Genomic DNA, 14,125 nt, shown 5'->3' with positions numbered 1-14,125 from the left:
TATGGCACGAGAGCATTTACTGGTAACCCATTGATATTAAATGACTAAAATTTTCATTTTTTGTTCGTGGGATACTTGTTCGCACTTTCCCTAGTTATTAGCACACAAAATGATTGACTTATGCCGCGGGGAAAACTAACAAGTTGTCATTCCGACATAGGACGAGCGACTGACTGACGATTTATTAGAAGTGGTGTATATATACGAGAGTGCTCGGGTGAAGACTCCCCACGAATCAAGGCAAGTGATAACCTTGTGGCCTGAGCTGCCATCAACTCAATAGGGTAACGCATAGTCGTTAGTTTAGGACGCAAATATCGAGCATAGATAATGTCATCAAAGCCTATCACGGACACTTCTTCCGGAACTTTGACTCCATTATCAGCCAGTACAGAGAGGGCGCCTGCCGCCATAGCATCATTGTAGGTTACTATAGCTGTAAGCTTTGCTCCTTTGGCGAGTAGGTTCAGCGTCGCCTGCTCCCCCCCTTCTTCATTTGGTTGGGCAAATTCAATCAACTCATCACTTGGAGCAATCCCTGCGCATATCAATGCATCCCGATAACCATTCAAGCGTGACTCTGCATCCTCGATAGGTCGATTTGAACCCAGATAAGCAATTTTGACATGTCCCTGCGCCAATACATGCCGAGTGGCTAACGTGGTTCCTTGCTGGTTATTCAATGCGATACAACGCACCTGAAGAGCTGGAATGTAACGATTAATCAATACCAAACCAGGAATGCGCTCAGCATATTGCAGCAATTCGTCATCAGATAATGCCTTGCTATGTACAACAAGCCCTTCACAACGGCGAGCAATCAACAACTCTATTGCTTCCCGTTCAGCGTCTGCTGTATGTCGTCCATTTCCCATCAACAAATGCAGCCCCTGCTCCGTAGTAACAGTGCCTACACCTTTCACCAATGCCCCAAAGAAGGGATCCGCCACGTCCCCAACAACAACACCAAAGGTATCACAACACTGGTTAGCTAGGGCCCTGGCATTTGCATTAGGAGTGTAACCAAGCTCAGTTATTGCTCTCTGCACTGCGACCCGGGACGCTGCGCTGGCTTTTGGCGAATTGTTCATCACTCGTGAGACCGTTGCCACCGATACATTGGCTAACCGAGCGACGTCCTTGATGGTACTCATACTGTTTTCACTCATTTTCACATTATAGTTAAACACTATTATACCCTTGAAAGTAATTGAAAAAAATAGAGAAAAATGATCTTGCAATGTAGTCTCACACTAAATTAGTGTAACCGCTTACACTGATTTGTAGATGAGCTCACAGTTTACGTCGAGGCCTCTCGTTTAGACTGTTACCAATGTTTTTATATGGAGAGCAAGATGAATGTTCTAGTCACCGGCGGTTGCGGATATATCGGCAGCCACACCTGTCTGGCCCTGCAAGCGGCAGGCATGAATCCCGTGGTGGTCGACAACCTCGGCAACAGCAAGCGCAGCGTGCTGGCCCGAGTCGCCGCCATCAGCGGCCAGCAACCCCAGTTCTATCAAGGGGATATTCGCGATGCCGCCCTGCTGGAGCGGATCTTCGCCGAGCAACAGATCGATGCAGTGATCCACTTTGCCGCCCTCAAAGCGGTCGGTGAATCGACCCGCATTCCACTGGATTACTACGAAAACAACCTCGGCGGCACCCTCACCCTGCTGCAGGCGATGAAGCGGGCCAATGTGCACAATCTGGTGTTCAGCTCCTCGGCCACCGTCTACGGCGATCCCGCTAGCCTGCCGATCCGCGAGGATTTCCCTCGCTGCGCCACCAACCCCTACGGGCGATCCAAGCTGCTCATCGAGGAGATCCTCGAAGATCTGCAGCTGGCCGAGCCCCACTGGAGCATGACCCTGCTGCGCTACTTCAATCCGGTCGGCGCCCACGACTCGGGCACTATGGGTGAAGACCCGCAAGGGATCCCCAACAATCTGATGCCCTATATCACCCAGGTGGCCATCGGCCGTCGCGACTGCCTGTCGGTCTTTGGAAACGATTACCCCACGCCGGACGGCACCGGCGTGCGCGACTACATCCACGTGATGGATCTCGCCGAGGGGCACGTCAAGGCACTGCAACACTGCGCCGGCAAGGGTGGTGTACACACCTACAACCTGGGCACCGGCCAGGGCCAGAGTGTGTTGCAGCTGGTCACCGCTTTCTCTGCCGCCTGTGGCAAGCCGCTGCCATTTCGCATCGAACCGCGCCGCCCGGGCGATATCTCCGCCTGCTGGGCCGATCCGGCCAAGGCGCAGCGTGAGCTGGGCTGGCAGGCGACCCGGGACATAGACGCTATGTGCGCCGACAGCTGGCGCTGGCAATCCGCCAATCCGAACGGTTACGAAGAGTAGGTCTGCCTGCTCCCCGGTAATAAACGACTTTATTTTTCAATACATTATTCAGGAGAGATGATGTTCAACCCCGTCGATCATCCCCATCGCCGCTTCAACCCGCTGACCGGCCAGTATGTGCTGGTCTCCCCCCACCGGGCCAAACGCCCCTGGCAGGGACAGGTGGAGAAGGTGAGTCAGGCCCCCAAGCAAGCCCACGATCCCGACTGCTTCCTCTGCGCGGGCAACACCCGGGTCACTGGCGACATCAACCCCGACTACAAGAGCACTTTTGTCTTTACCAACGACTTCGCCGCCCTGATGCAGGATACCCCGGCCGCCGATAGCGCCAGCGATCCCCTGCTGAAGCTGGAAGCCGCCCGCGGCACCAGCCGGGTCATCTGCTTCTCGCCGGACCACGGCAAGACCCTGCCCGAGCTGCCGCTGCCCGCCATCGAGGGGGTGATCACCACCTGGATGGATCAGGTCGCCGAGCTGTCGGCCCAGTGGCAGTGGGTGCAGGTCTTTGAAAACAAAGGGGCAGTCATGGGCTGCTCCAACCCTCACCCCCACGGCCAGATCTGGGGCAGCGACTTCCTGCCCAACGAGATCGCCCGCGAAGAGCAGCACCAGCGTGACTGGCTGGCCGAGCATGGCCGCCCCATGCTGCTGGAGTATGTGGAGCGGGAGTTGGCGGATCGCTCGCGCATCGTGGTGGAGACCGAGCACTGGCTCGCCGTGGTTCCCTTCTGGGCCGCCTGGCCGTTCGAAACCCTGCTGCTGCCCAAGGCGCACGTCCCCTCCATGCTCAACCTGACCAAGGCCCAGCAACAGGATCTGGCAGTGGCGCTCAAGGAGCTCACCAGCCGCTACGATAATCTGTTCGAGTGCAGCTTCCCCTACTCCATGGGCTGGCACTTTGCACCGCCCAAATCGGATTGCCCCGAGGCGTGGCAACTGCATGCCCACTTCTATCCGCCACTGCTGCGTTCCGCCACCGTGCGCAAATTCATGGTCGGCTTCGAGATGCTGGCCGAAACCCAGCGCGACCTTACCCCCGAGCAGGCTGCCGAGCGGCTGCGCGCTCTGAGCCCCATTCACTACACCCAGACCAGCCACACCAATGAGGAGGCCCTATGACCCCCAACCAACGTGTCAGCACCGTTTTTGCCGAGCAATTTGCCAAAGCGCCCGATCTGCTGGTGCGCGCCCCCGGCCGCGTCAACCTCATCGGTGAACATACCGACTACAACGACGGCTTCGTGCTGCCCTGCGCCATCGACTACGAGACCTGCGTTGCCATCGGCCTGCGCGATGACCGGCAAGTACAGGTGATCGCCGCCGACTACGACAATCAGCGCGACCAGTTCGACCTCGACCAGCCCATCGAGCACCACCCCAGCCAGCGCTGGAGCGACTACATCCGCGGCGTGGTGAAATATCTGCAGGAGCGCGGCTATACCCTGCGCGGCCTCGATCTGGTGGTCTCCGGCAACGTGCCGCAGGGGGCGGGACTCTCCTCCTCCGCCTCGCTGGAAGTGGCGATCGGTCAGGCCTTCAAAGAGGCGCTGGGGCTCGACATCAGTCAGGCCGAGATCGCCCTCAATGGCCAGCAGGCGGAGAACAAGTTCGTCGGCTGCAACTGCGGCATCATGGATCAGATGATCTCCGCCAGCGGCAAAACCGATCATTCCCTGCTGCTCGACTGCCGCTCGCTGGAGACTCGCCTCATCCCCATGCCGGCGGATCTGGCGGTGCTGATCGTCAACTCCAATGTGCGCCGCGGTCTGGTGGACAGCGAATACAACACCCGTCGCCAGCAGTGCGAAGAGGCCGCCCGTCACTACGGGGTCAAGGCGCTGCGCGACCTCGATCTGGCCGGACTGGAAGCGGGCAAAGCCGGGCTGGATGAGGCCTGCTATCGCCGTGCCCGCCACATCGTCGGTGAAAACGCCCGCACCCTGGCGGCCGCCGATGCGCTGGCGAGCCACGATCTGACCCGCCTCGGCGAGCTGATGGCCGAGTCGCACGCCGCCATGCGCGATGACTTCGAGATCACAGTGCCCGCCATCGACGGTCTGGTGGAGATCATCAAGGCCAGGATCGGCACAGATGGCGGCGTGCGGATGACCGGCGGCGGCTTCGGCGGCTGCGTGGTCGCCCTGCTGCGCCCGGAGAAAGTGGCCGAGGTGATCGCAGCAGTCGAAGCCGAGTATCCGACAGTCTCTGGCTTAAAGGCTGATTGTTATGTTTGTCGGTCAACTGATGGTGCTTGTAGAAATTAAATAAAACTAGGAACTCAAAAATGAAAAAGACCAAAATTGTCTGCACCATCGGTCCGAAGACCGAATCCAAAGAAATGCTGGCCAAAATGCTGGACGCCGGCATGAACGTCATGCGCCTGAACTTCTCCCACGGTGACTACGCCGAGCACGGCAGCCGCATCAGCAACCTGCGCGCTGTAATGGCCGAGACCGGCAAGCACGCAGCTATCCTGCTGGACACCAAGGGTCCGGAAATCCGTACCATGAAGCTGGAAGGCGGCAACGACGTCGCGCTGGTCGCTGGCCAGACTTTCACCTTCACCACCGACCAGACCGTGGTTGGCAACAAAGACAAAGTGGCGGTGACCTATGCAGGTTTCGCCAACGATCTGCGCGTCGGCAACCGCATCCTGGTTGATGACGGCCTGATCGGTCTGGACGTCATCGAAATCACCGGGCGCGAAGTTATCTGTAAAGTGCTGAACAACGGTGACCTGGGCGAGAACAAAGGCGTTAACCTGCCGGGCGTCTCCATCAAGCTGCCGGCCCTGGCCGAGAAAGACAAGCGCGACCTGATCTTCGGTTGCGAGCAAGGCGTTGATTTCGTTGCTGCTTCTTTCATCCGTAAGAAAGAAGACGTTCTGGAAATCCGTGAGCACCTGAAAGCCCACGGTGGCGAGAACATCCAGATCATCTCCAAGATCGAAAACCAGGAAGGTCTGGACAACTTCGACGAGATCCTGGCTGTTTCCGACGGCATCATGGTTGCTCGTGGCGACATGGGTGTAGAGATCCCGGTTGAAGAAGTTATCTTCGCCCAGAAGATGATCATCGCCAAGTGCAACAAAGCCCGCAAAGTGGTTATCACTGCCACCCAGATGCTGGACTCCATGATCAAGAACCCGCGTCCGACCCGCGCCGAAGCTGGTGACGTGGCCAACGCCATCCTGGACGGTACCGACGCAGTGATGCTGTCCGGTGAATCCGCCAAGGGTAAGTACCCGCTGGAAGCCGTGACCATCATGGCCACCATCTGCGAGCGTACCGATGCCGTGATGCCGTCCAACCTGTCTGCTGCCAACGACAGCAACAAGCTGCGCATCACCGAAGCCGTATGTAAAGGCGCCGTAGAGACCTCCGAGAAGCTGGACGCCCCGCTGATCGTGGTTGCTACCGAAGGCGGCAAGTCTGCCAAGGCCATTCGCAAGTACTTCCCGAAAGCCTGGATCCTGGCGATCACCACCAACAAGAAAACTGCTGCCCAGCTGGTGCTGACCAAGGGTGTGGTTGCTCACGTGGTTGACAGCATCGCCTCTACCGACGATTTCTATCGCATCGGTAAAGAAGCCGCGCTGGAAATCGGCATGGGTCTGAAAGGTGACGTGGTTGTGATGGTCTCCGGTGCTCTGGTACCGAGCGGCACCACCAACACCGCTTCTGTTCACGTTCTGTAACGATTGCCTAGCAAACTTTAGGCTACTGGCGTCATCGCTTTTGCGTGCGATGACCGGACATCAAGCCACACGGGAAGAAGGTATCGTTGAGGTTGACGAGACCTTCTCCCTTGACTCTTTAGAGGGACAACGGGGACTATCACATTCGGCACAACATCGTGGTGGTCAAGGTCGAACTCATGGAACCGGGCGGGTTGCATCACATTAATGGTGGTCCTTGGCGCTTGCAAGCCACCACGCAGATTTACTGTTGAAAACGCTGAATGCCAAGACGTTGATAGCAGTCTTGACATCTCTGCTCTCACCGAATCCAGTCGTGTCTAATATTTTATGTGTGTATGCATGTTTCAGCAAAGAGCGGAGCGAGCCCTATCAGGTAGTGCGTAATCGCCAAGGTGAACAGATTATGAGGCATAGTACATAAATCCCTGTCGGATGTTGGCCATCTGCTCATCGCGAAAGCGCAGGCTCAGCGGAAGGGTGAGCGCATCTCGATGCAATGGTTGTAACCCTTGCCAATCATGCCGTGTCGCCGCCTTCATCCTTTATCTCCCAAGTCATCAGTTAAAACCCAGATGACTATATCGTTCGAGCAAAGCCGCTTCGATACTGGGGTTTTGCACATGTCGTATTTTCAAGCAGATATTTTCAAACTAATAGACAGATAAGAGGCAGGCGAGACGGACGGGGCAGTTCCTCACAACCACACGGCTTCCTGCTCCAGCGCCATCCCGCTGGCTTGCATTGACCGGATCAATTGCTTCACTTCCACGTCGAAATCGGCTGTCGCAGGGTGTGCCAGCATGGCGTTGAATTCGCGCTGGGTATCCTGCCAAAGCGTGGTACAACCGAAACGCTCGAGACGAGATGGCCACTCGGGCATCAACCACAGGGCCACGCTGTGGCCAAGACGGCTGCGAAGCCGGGCAAAGTTGAGCAGACCCACTCCGTCGTAGTCGGGAAAGAAGTGGATCGCAGGCGCCCGCTGGCGCAAGGCGAGCCAATCCAACAATGTGTTGGGCAATTGGCCACTGTAATAAGCAACACTGGCGGGCTGGGCGCAGGGTAGCCAGTCCAGCTGGTCAAACAGCGCCTGATTTTCCACAAGCCATAGCGGATGTTCGGTATACCAGGTGCTGTCGGCGTGCACAGTCAGAGCGGCGACGCCCAGTTGATCGGTGCTCAGTCGCAAGTCCAGCCGGTTGTCTTTATCGTCTCGCCACGCCACCTGACCGGGACCGGCCTTTAACAGCAGATAGCTGAACTCATGCCCATGATCTGCCCCCTTGCTACGGCGAGTTGCGGCGATGTTACGCGCTCGGCGTGGCAGACCATCGACCAATTCGGCTTGCTCTATCGGCACCAGTTGTCGCCACTGGTGTTCCACCACGGCGGGCAGCCTTATCTCAAATACGACTCCCCTGCCCTCGGGCCGCATCTGTATGCTGCCGGTAGCGCGGGCAAAGCTGCTCAGCTCACGTCGCTGCCCCTCGCTCAATTGAGAGCTGGCAAGCCCTCCTCCAGGGGCTTGGCGCAATTTGCGCAAGGCGGCGATCAAACTACGGCTCATGGTCGCTCCTTGGGAGCAAGCACCAGCCAGCTCTGCCGATTGATATGGTTCTTGCCGGCATGGTGATGGATAGGTACGCAATAGCGTGCCGTGGTCAACGGAGCTGGCGAGGCGCAGATCAGGGCAAAACCGAATTCTGCCGCCACATCGATCAGATTTTTCTGGTTGCGGGTATCCAGCGCCAGCGCCTCATCCAGATAACAGATGGTGCGGATGCGCTTGTTCTTGTGATGCATCAGGTGGAGCATGGCCAGCCCGGTCACCAGCTTGGCCATCAATACGGTGCCGTTGGAGGCCGCACTGTCTATCTCGGTGAAGGACTCCTCCTGCTGATCCTGCTTACCTATCACAAACTCCAGGCGAAACAGATCGGCGACACGGAGCCCTTGCCGGGCATTGCCCTCATCAAACAAGGTCTGTTTGGCGCGATCCAATCGCACATCATCCAGCACGCTTTGCTGATTAAACAGATCGAAGCTCTCCCCCGTCTCCACCTGAGCGGACTTATCGAGCAGAATTTCGATGGCTTCCACCAGGTGTGCTTCATCCCTGGGCTCGATTTTGAAAACCCTGAGGTCGGACAGTTGACGCTGACTCACCAGCCGGTTAAAGCCCCGCATCTGCGCCTTAAAAGCATTCAGCCCCTGTCTGAGCTGTTTCAGGCTGGCGGTGACATTGATCACGGCACTGCGGGCCTTCTTCTCCAATGCCTCGGCTTCTTTTGGCAACATCTGATGGAAATCGAGGATCCGACTCCACTCCTCGTCCTGAGTCGGGCAGTGTTCATACTTGGTGAGTCCGCCAGCGTGCAAATCCTGCAAACCGCGCTGCAACGCGCTGTTCAACGCCAACAATTGACGACTATCGGTCTGGAATTCTTGCAAACGGGTATATAGGGTATCCAGCGTTCTGGTGGCTCCCCCGAGCCAGGGATGGTAGGAAAGAGATTCCAGATAACCGAATTCTGGCCCCTGATCCTCGCGCTGGTTACGCATGGTGACGATGCCGTTATGCTCATCATCCAGTCGCATCTGCGCTTGTCGCAAAGCATTGAGTTGATCAACCAAGCTCAATTGCTGCTGGTTAATCGCTGCCAGCTCGGCCTGTAGCCTATCCAGCTCTTGTTCATGGGCTATCAATTGCTCTGCTCGCTGGTCACTCTGGGCCAATAGATGCTGCCAGGTGTCGAAGTCGGCCAGCTCCTGCCGCAGTTGTTGCTGCTCCTGCTCTAATCGTTGCTTGTGTGCCTCGGCCTGGTGGCGCTGCTCGGCTGTTTGCTGCTGCACCTCCAAACTGGCGATATGCCTGTCGGTATCCCTGATCTGCTCCTTCAGCTCGGCTTCACTGAGTTGCTGAAACTGGGGATGCAACCGATGAAGGTTGATGCGCAGGCCAGCCAGCATCAGCGTCTCGCCCGGCGTCTGTGACAACTGTTGTTTCAACCGGGGCATATCCAGTTCGAAATCTGCCGGTCCTAGCTGCATCACTCCGGCCTGGAGCACCCGGTTTAGTCGCAGTAACTCCTCTTCACTCAGATGATCAGCCATGTGTCGATAGAGATTGTCGGTCAAGGTCTCCTGCTGCCGATGCAGGCTCATCGACAACTGCTGTTGCCGACGTAAATCTCGCCTTATGTCCTCTACGCTGCGGCTCTTGACCTGCCCCAGCAGGGTGATCTGAGCCTCCAAATTCTCCTTGACCGCCGCCAGCTGTGTTTCAAGTTGCTCACGTCCCGAAAGCAGGGTAAACCGACGCTCCAGCTCCGCTTGCTGCTGATTGAGCGCCAGCAGCTGAGTATGGGACTGCTGTTTTACGAGCCGTTCGACACTCAGCTCCTGAATACGGCTCCCCGATTGCTTTTGTGCCGTCTCGCATTGCAACACCTTGGCTGCCAATTCCTCTGCTGTGGACTCATAGTAGGAGTGCCACTGCTTGAGGTCTTCTTCTATCTGTGGGCACCAGACGATGAGCTTGCCTCTGAGCGTCAAACGCTCTTGCACTTGTTTGGCCAAGCTCAGGATCCGTGCAGACTGATTGACCGCCGCCTGATACTGAGCCCGTTCACTATTGACCTCGCTAAATGCCTTTTCCCACTCTTGCCGAAAGTCGATGGCCGCATCCGACAAGTCCCGTTTGAAGATTTCCAACAGATAATTTTTGACATCGGCCGAGGTGAGCCTATCCAGCCGTAAGGTACGAGTGAGGACCTGTCGATAGGCAGCAGCATCCGATTGATGCTCCAGATGAAAGAGGGTGAAATCGGGCTCGCTGGCGGCCCGCTTGCGACGACCACCATACAGGGCATCGCGAAAATCATTGGGACTCTTGTAGACAAACACCAGCCGCTGGCGCGTGGCCAGGTGGTTTACCAGTTGGGGCTCCGCCACCAGAGCGCCGCCGTCCAACCGATAATCATCCAGATCCAACGCTCCCTTGTAGGCAAAGTACTGATAGTCATGGCTAACCCCCTTGCCGACACATCCCAGCACCACGGTCCCCGTTTCTGGCAGACAGGCTTCCAGCAGTATGTAGGCGCTGTTGTTGGGGAAGTAGAATCGTTTGGACTTCTCCAGATCGTGGGCGCCAAAGTCCATGCGTCGCTGGTCGATGATCAATAAAAACTGCAGCGCGTTGATGAGGCTGGTTTTACCTGTGTTATTGGGGGCGATGAGTGAGACGGCAGCATCCAGCGGCAACTCGGCTCTCTGATACCCGGCACTGCCCAACAATACCAGACGCTCAAACCCGTACTGGATCATGCTTCCTCCTCCTCATCCAAACCCACCTCTGCCGATTCATCTTCCTCGCCACCCTGCGGCTCATCGAATGAATCGTCTTGGCCAGATGCGCTCAACGATTCGAAGTGTTCCAGATAGCGATAGACCGCCGGCAATAACTGCCAATAACCGTTAAGTGACAACGCAAATCCGAGCTTGACCGCGCTGTCCAGCAACGCGATGAAGCCATCCAGCTCCAACCCCTCGGCCTCAAGGATCTCCTGATGATGCTCGTGAGCCTTGGCCAGCAAGGCCTTGTCTACCCGCCACTCCGTAAAGCGGGACAAGGGTCTGCCCTCATCAGCCTGGGTATCAAACAAGCACATCCATAACAACGCCAGGCGCTTGCTAGTCTTGCTGGCTTGGCTGCCGGACTCCTCGATATGAAACCAGGCATAGCCACGTGGCTCGACTTTAAGCTCAAACCCCAGGGCGGCAAAAATAGCCTGATAGCTTTCCTGACACCGCTCCAGCTCGGCCCACAGGGCAGGCTCCGCCACCCGGTTGAGGTGCTTGCCGCTGTTGAACAGGCGAAACAGCTCACTCAGGGCACCGAGCGACTCCAGATGCGAAATAGAGGTAATCATGATCTCTGGATCCTGTAGGGGTGATAACTGACCAGCACCTCTTGCAAATCCGTTGTGGTGCTATCTGGGTGAAGGCTCGCCAGCCAAAGAGGCTCACGCACCAGTTCGTGGTAGAGTCGCAACAAGGTGGCATCCGGCTGCTCGCCATAATGCTGTAGCAACCAGAGCATCAGGTTCTCCACTGGCAGGCTCTCTTGCAGGTGTTGTTTGAGGGTCTCGTCATCAATGGGCTCTACCAGTGAGGCGTCGAAGGGGACCTCCGTCGGGAAACGGATGAGTTCCGGTATGTACGCCAGGGCGCTGGCCATAAAATCCTTGACCTCGAAGCCTACACTAACGCGTCGCGGTCGCTCCTGCCGCCAGACAGGCAAGGCCCCCTTCGTATTGCGCAACGGCAGAGCTCGCGTGAGGCCACGTTTGCGCACACGCCCCAACAACTGGCTGATGGCGGCAGACAGGCCATTATGCTCGCGCAGCTCTTCACGCAGCGGCAGCAAGGTGGCGGCACATTGCTGGGCTACCAATCTTCCCAACCGCTGCAACTCCTTGGCTTGATAAGAAACCTGACGCAACTGTAACTGGTGGGTATAAAGCCCACCTTGTATGGTGATGGCCTCTACAGCCCGATCCAGAGCCCTCTCCGCCTGCTCCAGAAAGGGATAGAAGTTGCCCGCAAGCCCGGAGTCCATCATCTCGTTCATGGGCTCCACATACTGGTCATAGGCTTCAAGCACTGAGCGATAACGTTGCGCTATTGGCATGGCTGCATCCGCGGATTTAGCCTGTTCGGCCAGCTCCAATATGGCATGGCGATCCTGATCCAATTGCAAACTGATCTGCCGCAACAGGTCTGACATCTTGGCTGAGCCCTGACGCAAATAATCGGGATTGAGTGGTTCAGAACCTTCCAGTATTTGTACTGTCGCTTGTTTGATGGCCTCGATACGCGCCTTGAGCACGGCAGAAAGCCCTAACTCATGCTCACGTAACAGCCCCCGCGCAAACTCTTGCACCAAGGGGTTGACCTGCAGGGTATCGGTTCGCTCAAGCCACTGCAGGACATCGCTGCTACATAGGCTGCGCAAGATTTCTCCACACTCAGGCTCGCTGTCACTGCCCCGGCTGGACTTGCCAATTAGCCTCAGCACCATCGCCTCATCGAAAGCAGGCCATTCCCGCGAAGCCCGAACCAATGCTTCGATGACGTCCCAATGTTTATGCAGTTGGAATATCAGACTTTTGGGATTTGCCATTCGGTATCCTTGTTCGCTCCCTTGGCCCCAGTCCAAAGAATCATACGATGGACGGCTGGCGTCATTTGACCACAAGAGCATAGAAAGCAACCCAGCTGGCAACAATACTGGATACTTCTACATGTCGTTTTTTCAAGCAGATATCTGACGACTCCGGTCTCCCTTACCGCCATTGCTGCAAATGCTCAAACGCTGAGTGTGGGCCGGACTACCGCCAGGATGTTGGCTTGGATCACGCCTCCAGCAGGCAGATCATGGATGATCGGTATGGAAAATACTCGACGGTAGTGGTCAGTAAACTACCAACGGGCGTTGTTGCCCAAATCGATACAGCTTGAATGGAACTAACTGAGGACTTGGTGATCTGATCACCACCATCCTCTTCAAGTCTGCATTATGGGCACGTCGCTTGTATCTATTCACCAGGACGGGGTTGACGGCATCAGTTCTGCCGGGATGGGATAATCTGTCTTCTCGATGCACGCCCTGACCACGGCCCTCAACCACTCCTGTGGGCAGCGGCCCAATCGCTTGCCGGTCTCCACCAACGACAGGATGCGCTGGCGAAACAGCTCGCCCCGGTGAGACCACACGCCGTAGCTACCCTTGCGCCAGAGCACATAGCCACGCAGCGCCCGCTCCGCCTCGTTGTTGGTCAGCGCTATTTCGTCGTCAGTCATAAACCGCCACAGCATCTCGTCATCCCGCAGCAGCAACTGGCATCGTCCACGGTAGCGTTTGCTGCACAACAGGGCGCCGCGCTCCAACTGGCTTCGCCAGCTTTGCCGGTAACGCGCGAGCCTGCGCAGGTATTTCTGCTTGCTCAACGCACCGCTTTCCCAACGGTGCCGGGTACGAAACACCGCATCCGCCAGCAAGACCAACCGGGCACCGATGGGCTGGTTGCACTGCTCGCTACTCTCGGCGATGGCCGCGAGATTGCGGGCCACGTGGGCCCAGCACAGTTGCCGCTGGTCGGCGTCGATAAACCGGTAGCCGGCGTACTGGTCGGTCACCAGCACCCCGTCAAACTCGGCGCCCAGCAGCCGCTTGGCCGCCTCCTGACCACGGCCATAGGCCGTCATGAAGCAGACGGCTATCTTGCTCAGCGCCAGCCACATCCAGCGGCGCTCTCCACCCCGCTGATGCCGGGTCTCATCGGCATGAACGTGGGTGGCCGTCTGCACCTGCTGCTTGATGGCCTGGTAGGTCGGGGTGAGCATGGCACTCACCCGCCCCTGCGCCTCACTGATGGCGCCCCGGCTAAAACTCAGGCCGAAATGCTGTTTGAGCTGCTGCTGTATCTGGCTGACGCTCTGGTGAAACTGGCCGCTTTGCAGCGCGATGTAGCTGAGCAGATTGGCCCCCATCTGGCTGCTGCTGACGTTGTCTGGCAGTGCGGCCTGGGTCGTGCCGATACACCGTGAGCAGGTCGCACGATACAGTTGGTGTTCGGTGACGAGATAGCTCACCTCGGGCAGCTCGAACACCTGATGAACCTGATAGGGTTTGGCATGGGCCACCATGTCCCCGCCACAGCAAGCGCAATCGGCGGCAGGGTAATGCGGGACCAGGGTCAGGCGGGCATCAAGCGGATGCCGCTCGCGGCGATGTCCCTTGTGACCGGGCTGCGCCCCCCGTTGCTTGCCGGACGCCGGACGCTTGCGGGCCGGCGGCGGTGCACCGGGGCCGTCGCTGGAAGGCGGCTTGGAGGAGTTGCCGCTGTGCTGATTGAGGCGGTCCTCCAGCTCGGCGATGCGGTCGAGGAGCTTATAAATCAGCTCGTTGGCCTGCTCCAGAGTGGTGGGCATTCCCGCGGAATGCATGGTGTTTTTGCTCATGGGGGGAGCGTATCTAAGGAGCAGGATCAAG

General features: G+C 57.4%; 10 protein-coding genes and 1 pseudogene. 5 read left to right on the top strand and 6 right to left on the bottom strand.

Annotated features, from left to right (window positions below):
• Window positions 1–146: 146 nt before the first annotated feature.
• A complete protein-coding gene (locus AB5Y64_RS11070; RefSeq protein ID WP_082030023.1) occupies window positions 147–1,154 on the bottom strand; it encodes a substrate-binding domain-containing protein in 1,008 nt (335 codons plus the stop codon).
• A 201-nt stretch (window positions 1,155–1,355) separates the two neighbouring features.
• Between AB5Y64_RS11070 and galE the strand changes: the two genes are divergently transcribed.
• The 5 genes and pseudogenes from galE to AB5Y64_RS11045 form a co-directional block, all read left to right on the top strand.
• Window positions 1,356–2,369 carry a UDP-glucose 4-epimerase GalE gene (gene galE, locus AB5Y64_RS11065; protein WP_021141160.1) on the top strand — a complete coding sequence of 338 codons (1,014 nt, stop codon included), beginning with the start codon at window positions 1,356–1,358 and terminating at the stop codon, window positions 2,367–2,369.
• 60 nt (window positions 2,370–2,429) lie between these two features.
• A complete protein-coding gene (locus tag AB5Y64_RS11060; RefSeq protein ID WP_021141161.1) occupies window positions 2,430–3,488 on the top strand; it encodes a UDP-glucose--hexose-1-phosphate uridylyltransferase in 1,059 nt (352 codons plus the stop codon).
• Window positions 3,485–4,633 carry a galactokinase gene (gene galK, locus AB5Y64_RS11055; protein WP_021141162.1) on the top strand — a complete coding sequence of 383 codons (1,149 nt, stop codon included), beginning with the start codon at window positions 3,485–3,487 and terminating at the stop codon, window positions 4,631–4,633. The genes AB5Y64_RS11060 and galK overlap by 4 nt, the downstream gene beginning before the upstream one ends.
• Window positions 4,634–4,653: 20 nt before the next feature.
• The gene (gene pykF, locus AB5Y64_RS11050; RefSeq protein WP_042649215.1) at window positions 4,654–6,066 is read left to right on the top strand and encodes a pyruvate kinase PykF; all 1,413 of its coding nucleotides are present in this window, start codon (window positions 4,654–4,656) and stop codon (window positions 6,064–6,066) included.
• Between the two features lie 58 nt (window positions 6,067–6,124).
• Window positions 6,125–6,253, top strand: a pseudogene (locus AB5Y64_RS11045) (IS1595 family transposase); the annotation flags it as partial.
• Window positions 6,254–6,763: 510 nt separating this feature from the next.
• Here AB5Y64_RS11045 and AB5Y64_RS11040 read toward each other — a convergent pair.
• The 5 genes from AB5Y64_RS11040 to AB5Y64_RS11020 form a co-directional block, all read right to left on the bottom strand.
• Entirely contained in the window at window positions 6,764–7,636 is an 873-nt protein-coding gene (locus tag AB5Y64_RS11040; RefSeq protein ID WP_021140990.1) for a hypothetical protein, read from the bottom strand.
• Complete coding sequence (locus tag AB5Y64_RS11035; RefSeq protein WP_005330554.1) at window positions 7,633–10,395, bottom strand: hypothetical protein; 2,763 nt, start codon at window positions 10,393–10,395, stop codon at window positions 7,633–7,635. The genes AB5Y64_RS11040 and AB5Y64_RS11035 overlap by 4 nt, the downstream gene beginning before the upstream one ends.
• On the bottom strand, window positions 10,392–11,000 hold the full coding sequence (locus AB5Y64_RS11030) for a hypothetical protein (RefSeq protein ID WP_005330555.1): 609 nt from the start codon (window positions 10,998–11,000) through the stop codon (window positions 10,392–10,394). Before AB5Y64_RS11030 ends, AB5Y64_RS11035 begins: the two co-directional genes overlap by 4 nt.
• Window positions 10,997–12,253, bottom strand: coding sequence for a hypothetical protein (locus tag AB5Y64_RS11025; protein ID WP_167826048.1), 1,257 nt, complete (start codon window positions 12,251–12,253; stop codon window positions 10,997–10,999). Before AB5Y64_RS11025 ends, AB5Y64_RS11030 begins: the two co-directional genes overlap by 4 nt.
• A 419-nt stretch (window positions 12,254–12,672) precedes the next feature.
• Window positions 12,673–14,094 carry an IS66-like element ISKpn15 family transposase gene (locus AB5Y64_RS11020; protein ID WP_043155065.1) on the bottom strand — a complete coding sequence of 474 codons (1,422 nt, stop codon included), beginning with the start codon at window positions 14,092–14,094 and terminating at the stop codon, window positions 12,673–12,675.
• Window positions 14,095–14,125: the final 31 nt, after the last annotated feature.

It is taken from the genome of Aeromonas sp. R5-1, assembly GCF_040908265.1.
Lineage (GTDB): Bacteria > Pseudomonadota > Gammaproteobacteria > Enterobacterales > Aeromonadaceae > Aeromonas > Aeromonas caviae.
Note: the sequence above shows the minus strand (reverse complement) of the source record. Positions and strands in the feature narration are given on the sequence as shown.

What these genes read in the sequence shown, in the direction of transcription:
- AB5Y64_RS11070 (WP_082030023.1), bottom strand. Translation starts at nt 1,154, where the DNA reads ATGAGTACCATCAAGGACGTCGCTCGGTTAGCCAATGTATCGGTGGCA.
- AB5Y64_RS11040 (WP_021140990.1), bottom strand. Translation starts at nt 7,636, where the DNA reads ATGAGCCGTAGTTTGATCGCCGCCTTGCGCAAATTGCGCCAAGCCCCT.
- AB5Y64_RS11060 (WP_021141161.1), top strand. Translation starts at nt 2,430, where the DNA reads ATGTTCAACCCCGTCGATCATCCCCATCGCCGCTTCAACCCGCTGACC.
- AB5Y64_RS11025 (WP_167826048.1), bottom strand. Translation starts at nt 12,253, where the DNA reads ATGGCAAATCCCAAAAGTCTGATATTCCAACTGCATAAACATTGGGAC.
- AB5Y64_RS11020 (WP_043155065.1), bottom strand. Translation starts at nt 14,094, where the DNA reads ATGAGCAAAAACACCATGCATTCCGCGGGAATGCCCACCACTCTGGAG.
- AB5Y64_RS11030 (WP_005330555.1), bottom strand. Translation starts at nt 11,000, where the DNA reads ATGATTACCTCTATTTCGCATCTGGAGTCGCTCGGTGCCCTGAGTGAG.
- galE (WP_021141160.1), top strand. Translation starts at nt 1,356, where the DNA reads ATGAATGTTCTAGTCACCGGCGGTTGCGGATATATCGGCAGCCACACC.
- pykF (WP_042649215.1), top strand. Translation starts at nt 4,654, where the DNA reads ATGAAAAAGACCAAAATTGTCTGCACCATCGGTCCGAAGACCGAATCC.
- AB5Y64_RS11035 (WP_005330554.1), bottom strand. Translation starts at nt 10,395, where the DNA reads ATGATCCAGTACGGGTTTGAGCGTCTGGTATTGTTGGGCAGTGCCGGG.
- galK (WP_021141162.1), top strand. Translation starts at nt 3,485, where the DNA reads ATGACCCCCAACCAACGTGTCAGCACCGTTTTTGCCGAGCAATTTGCC.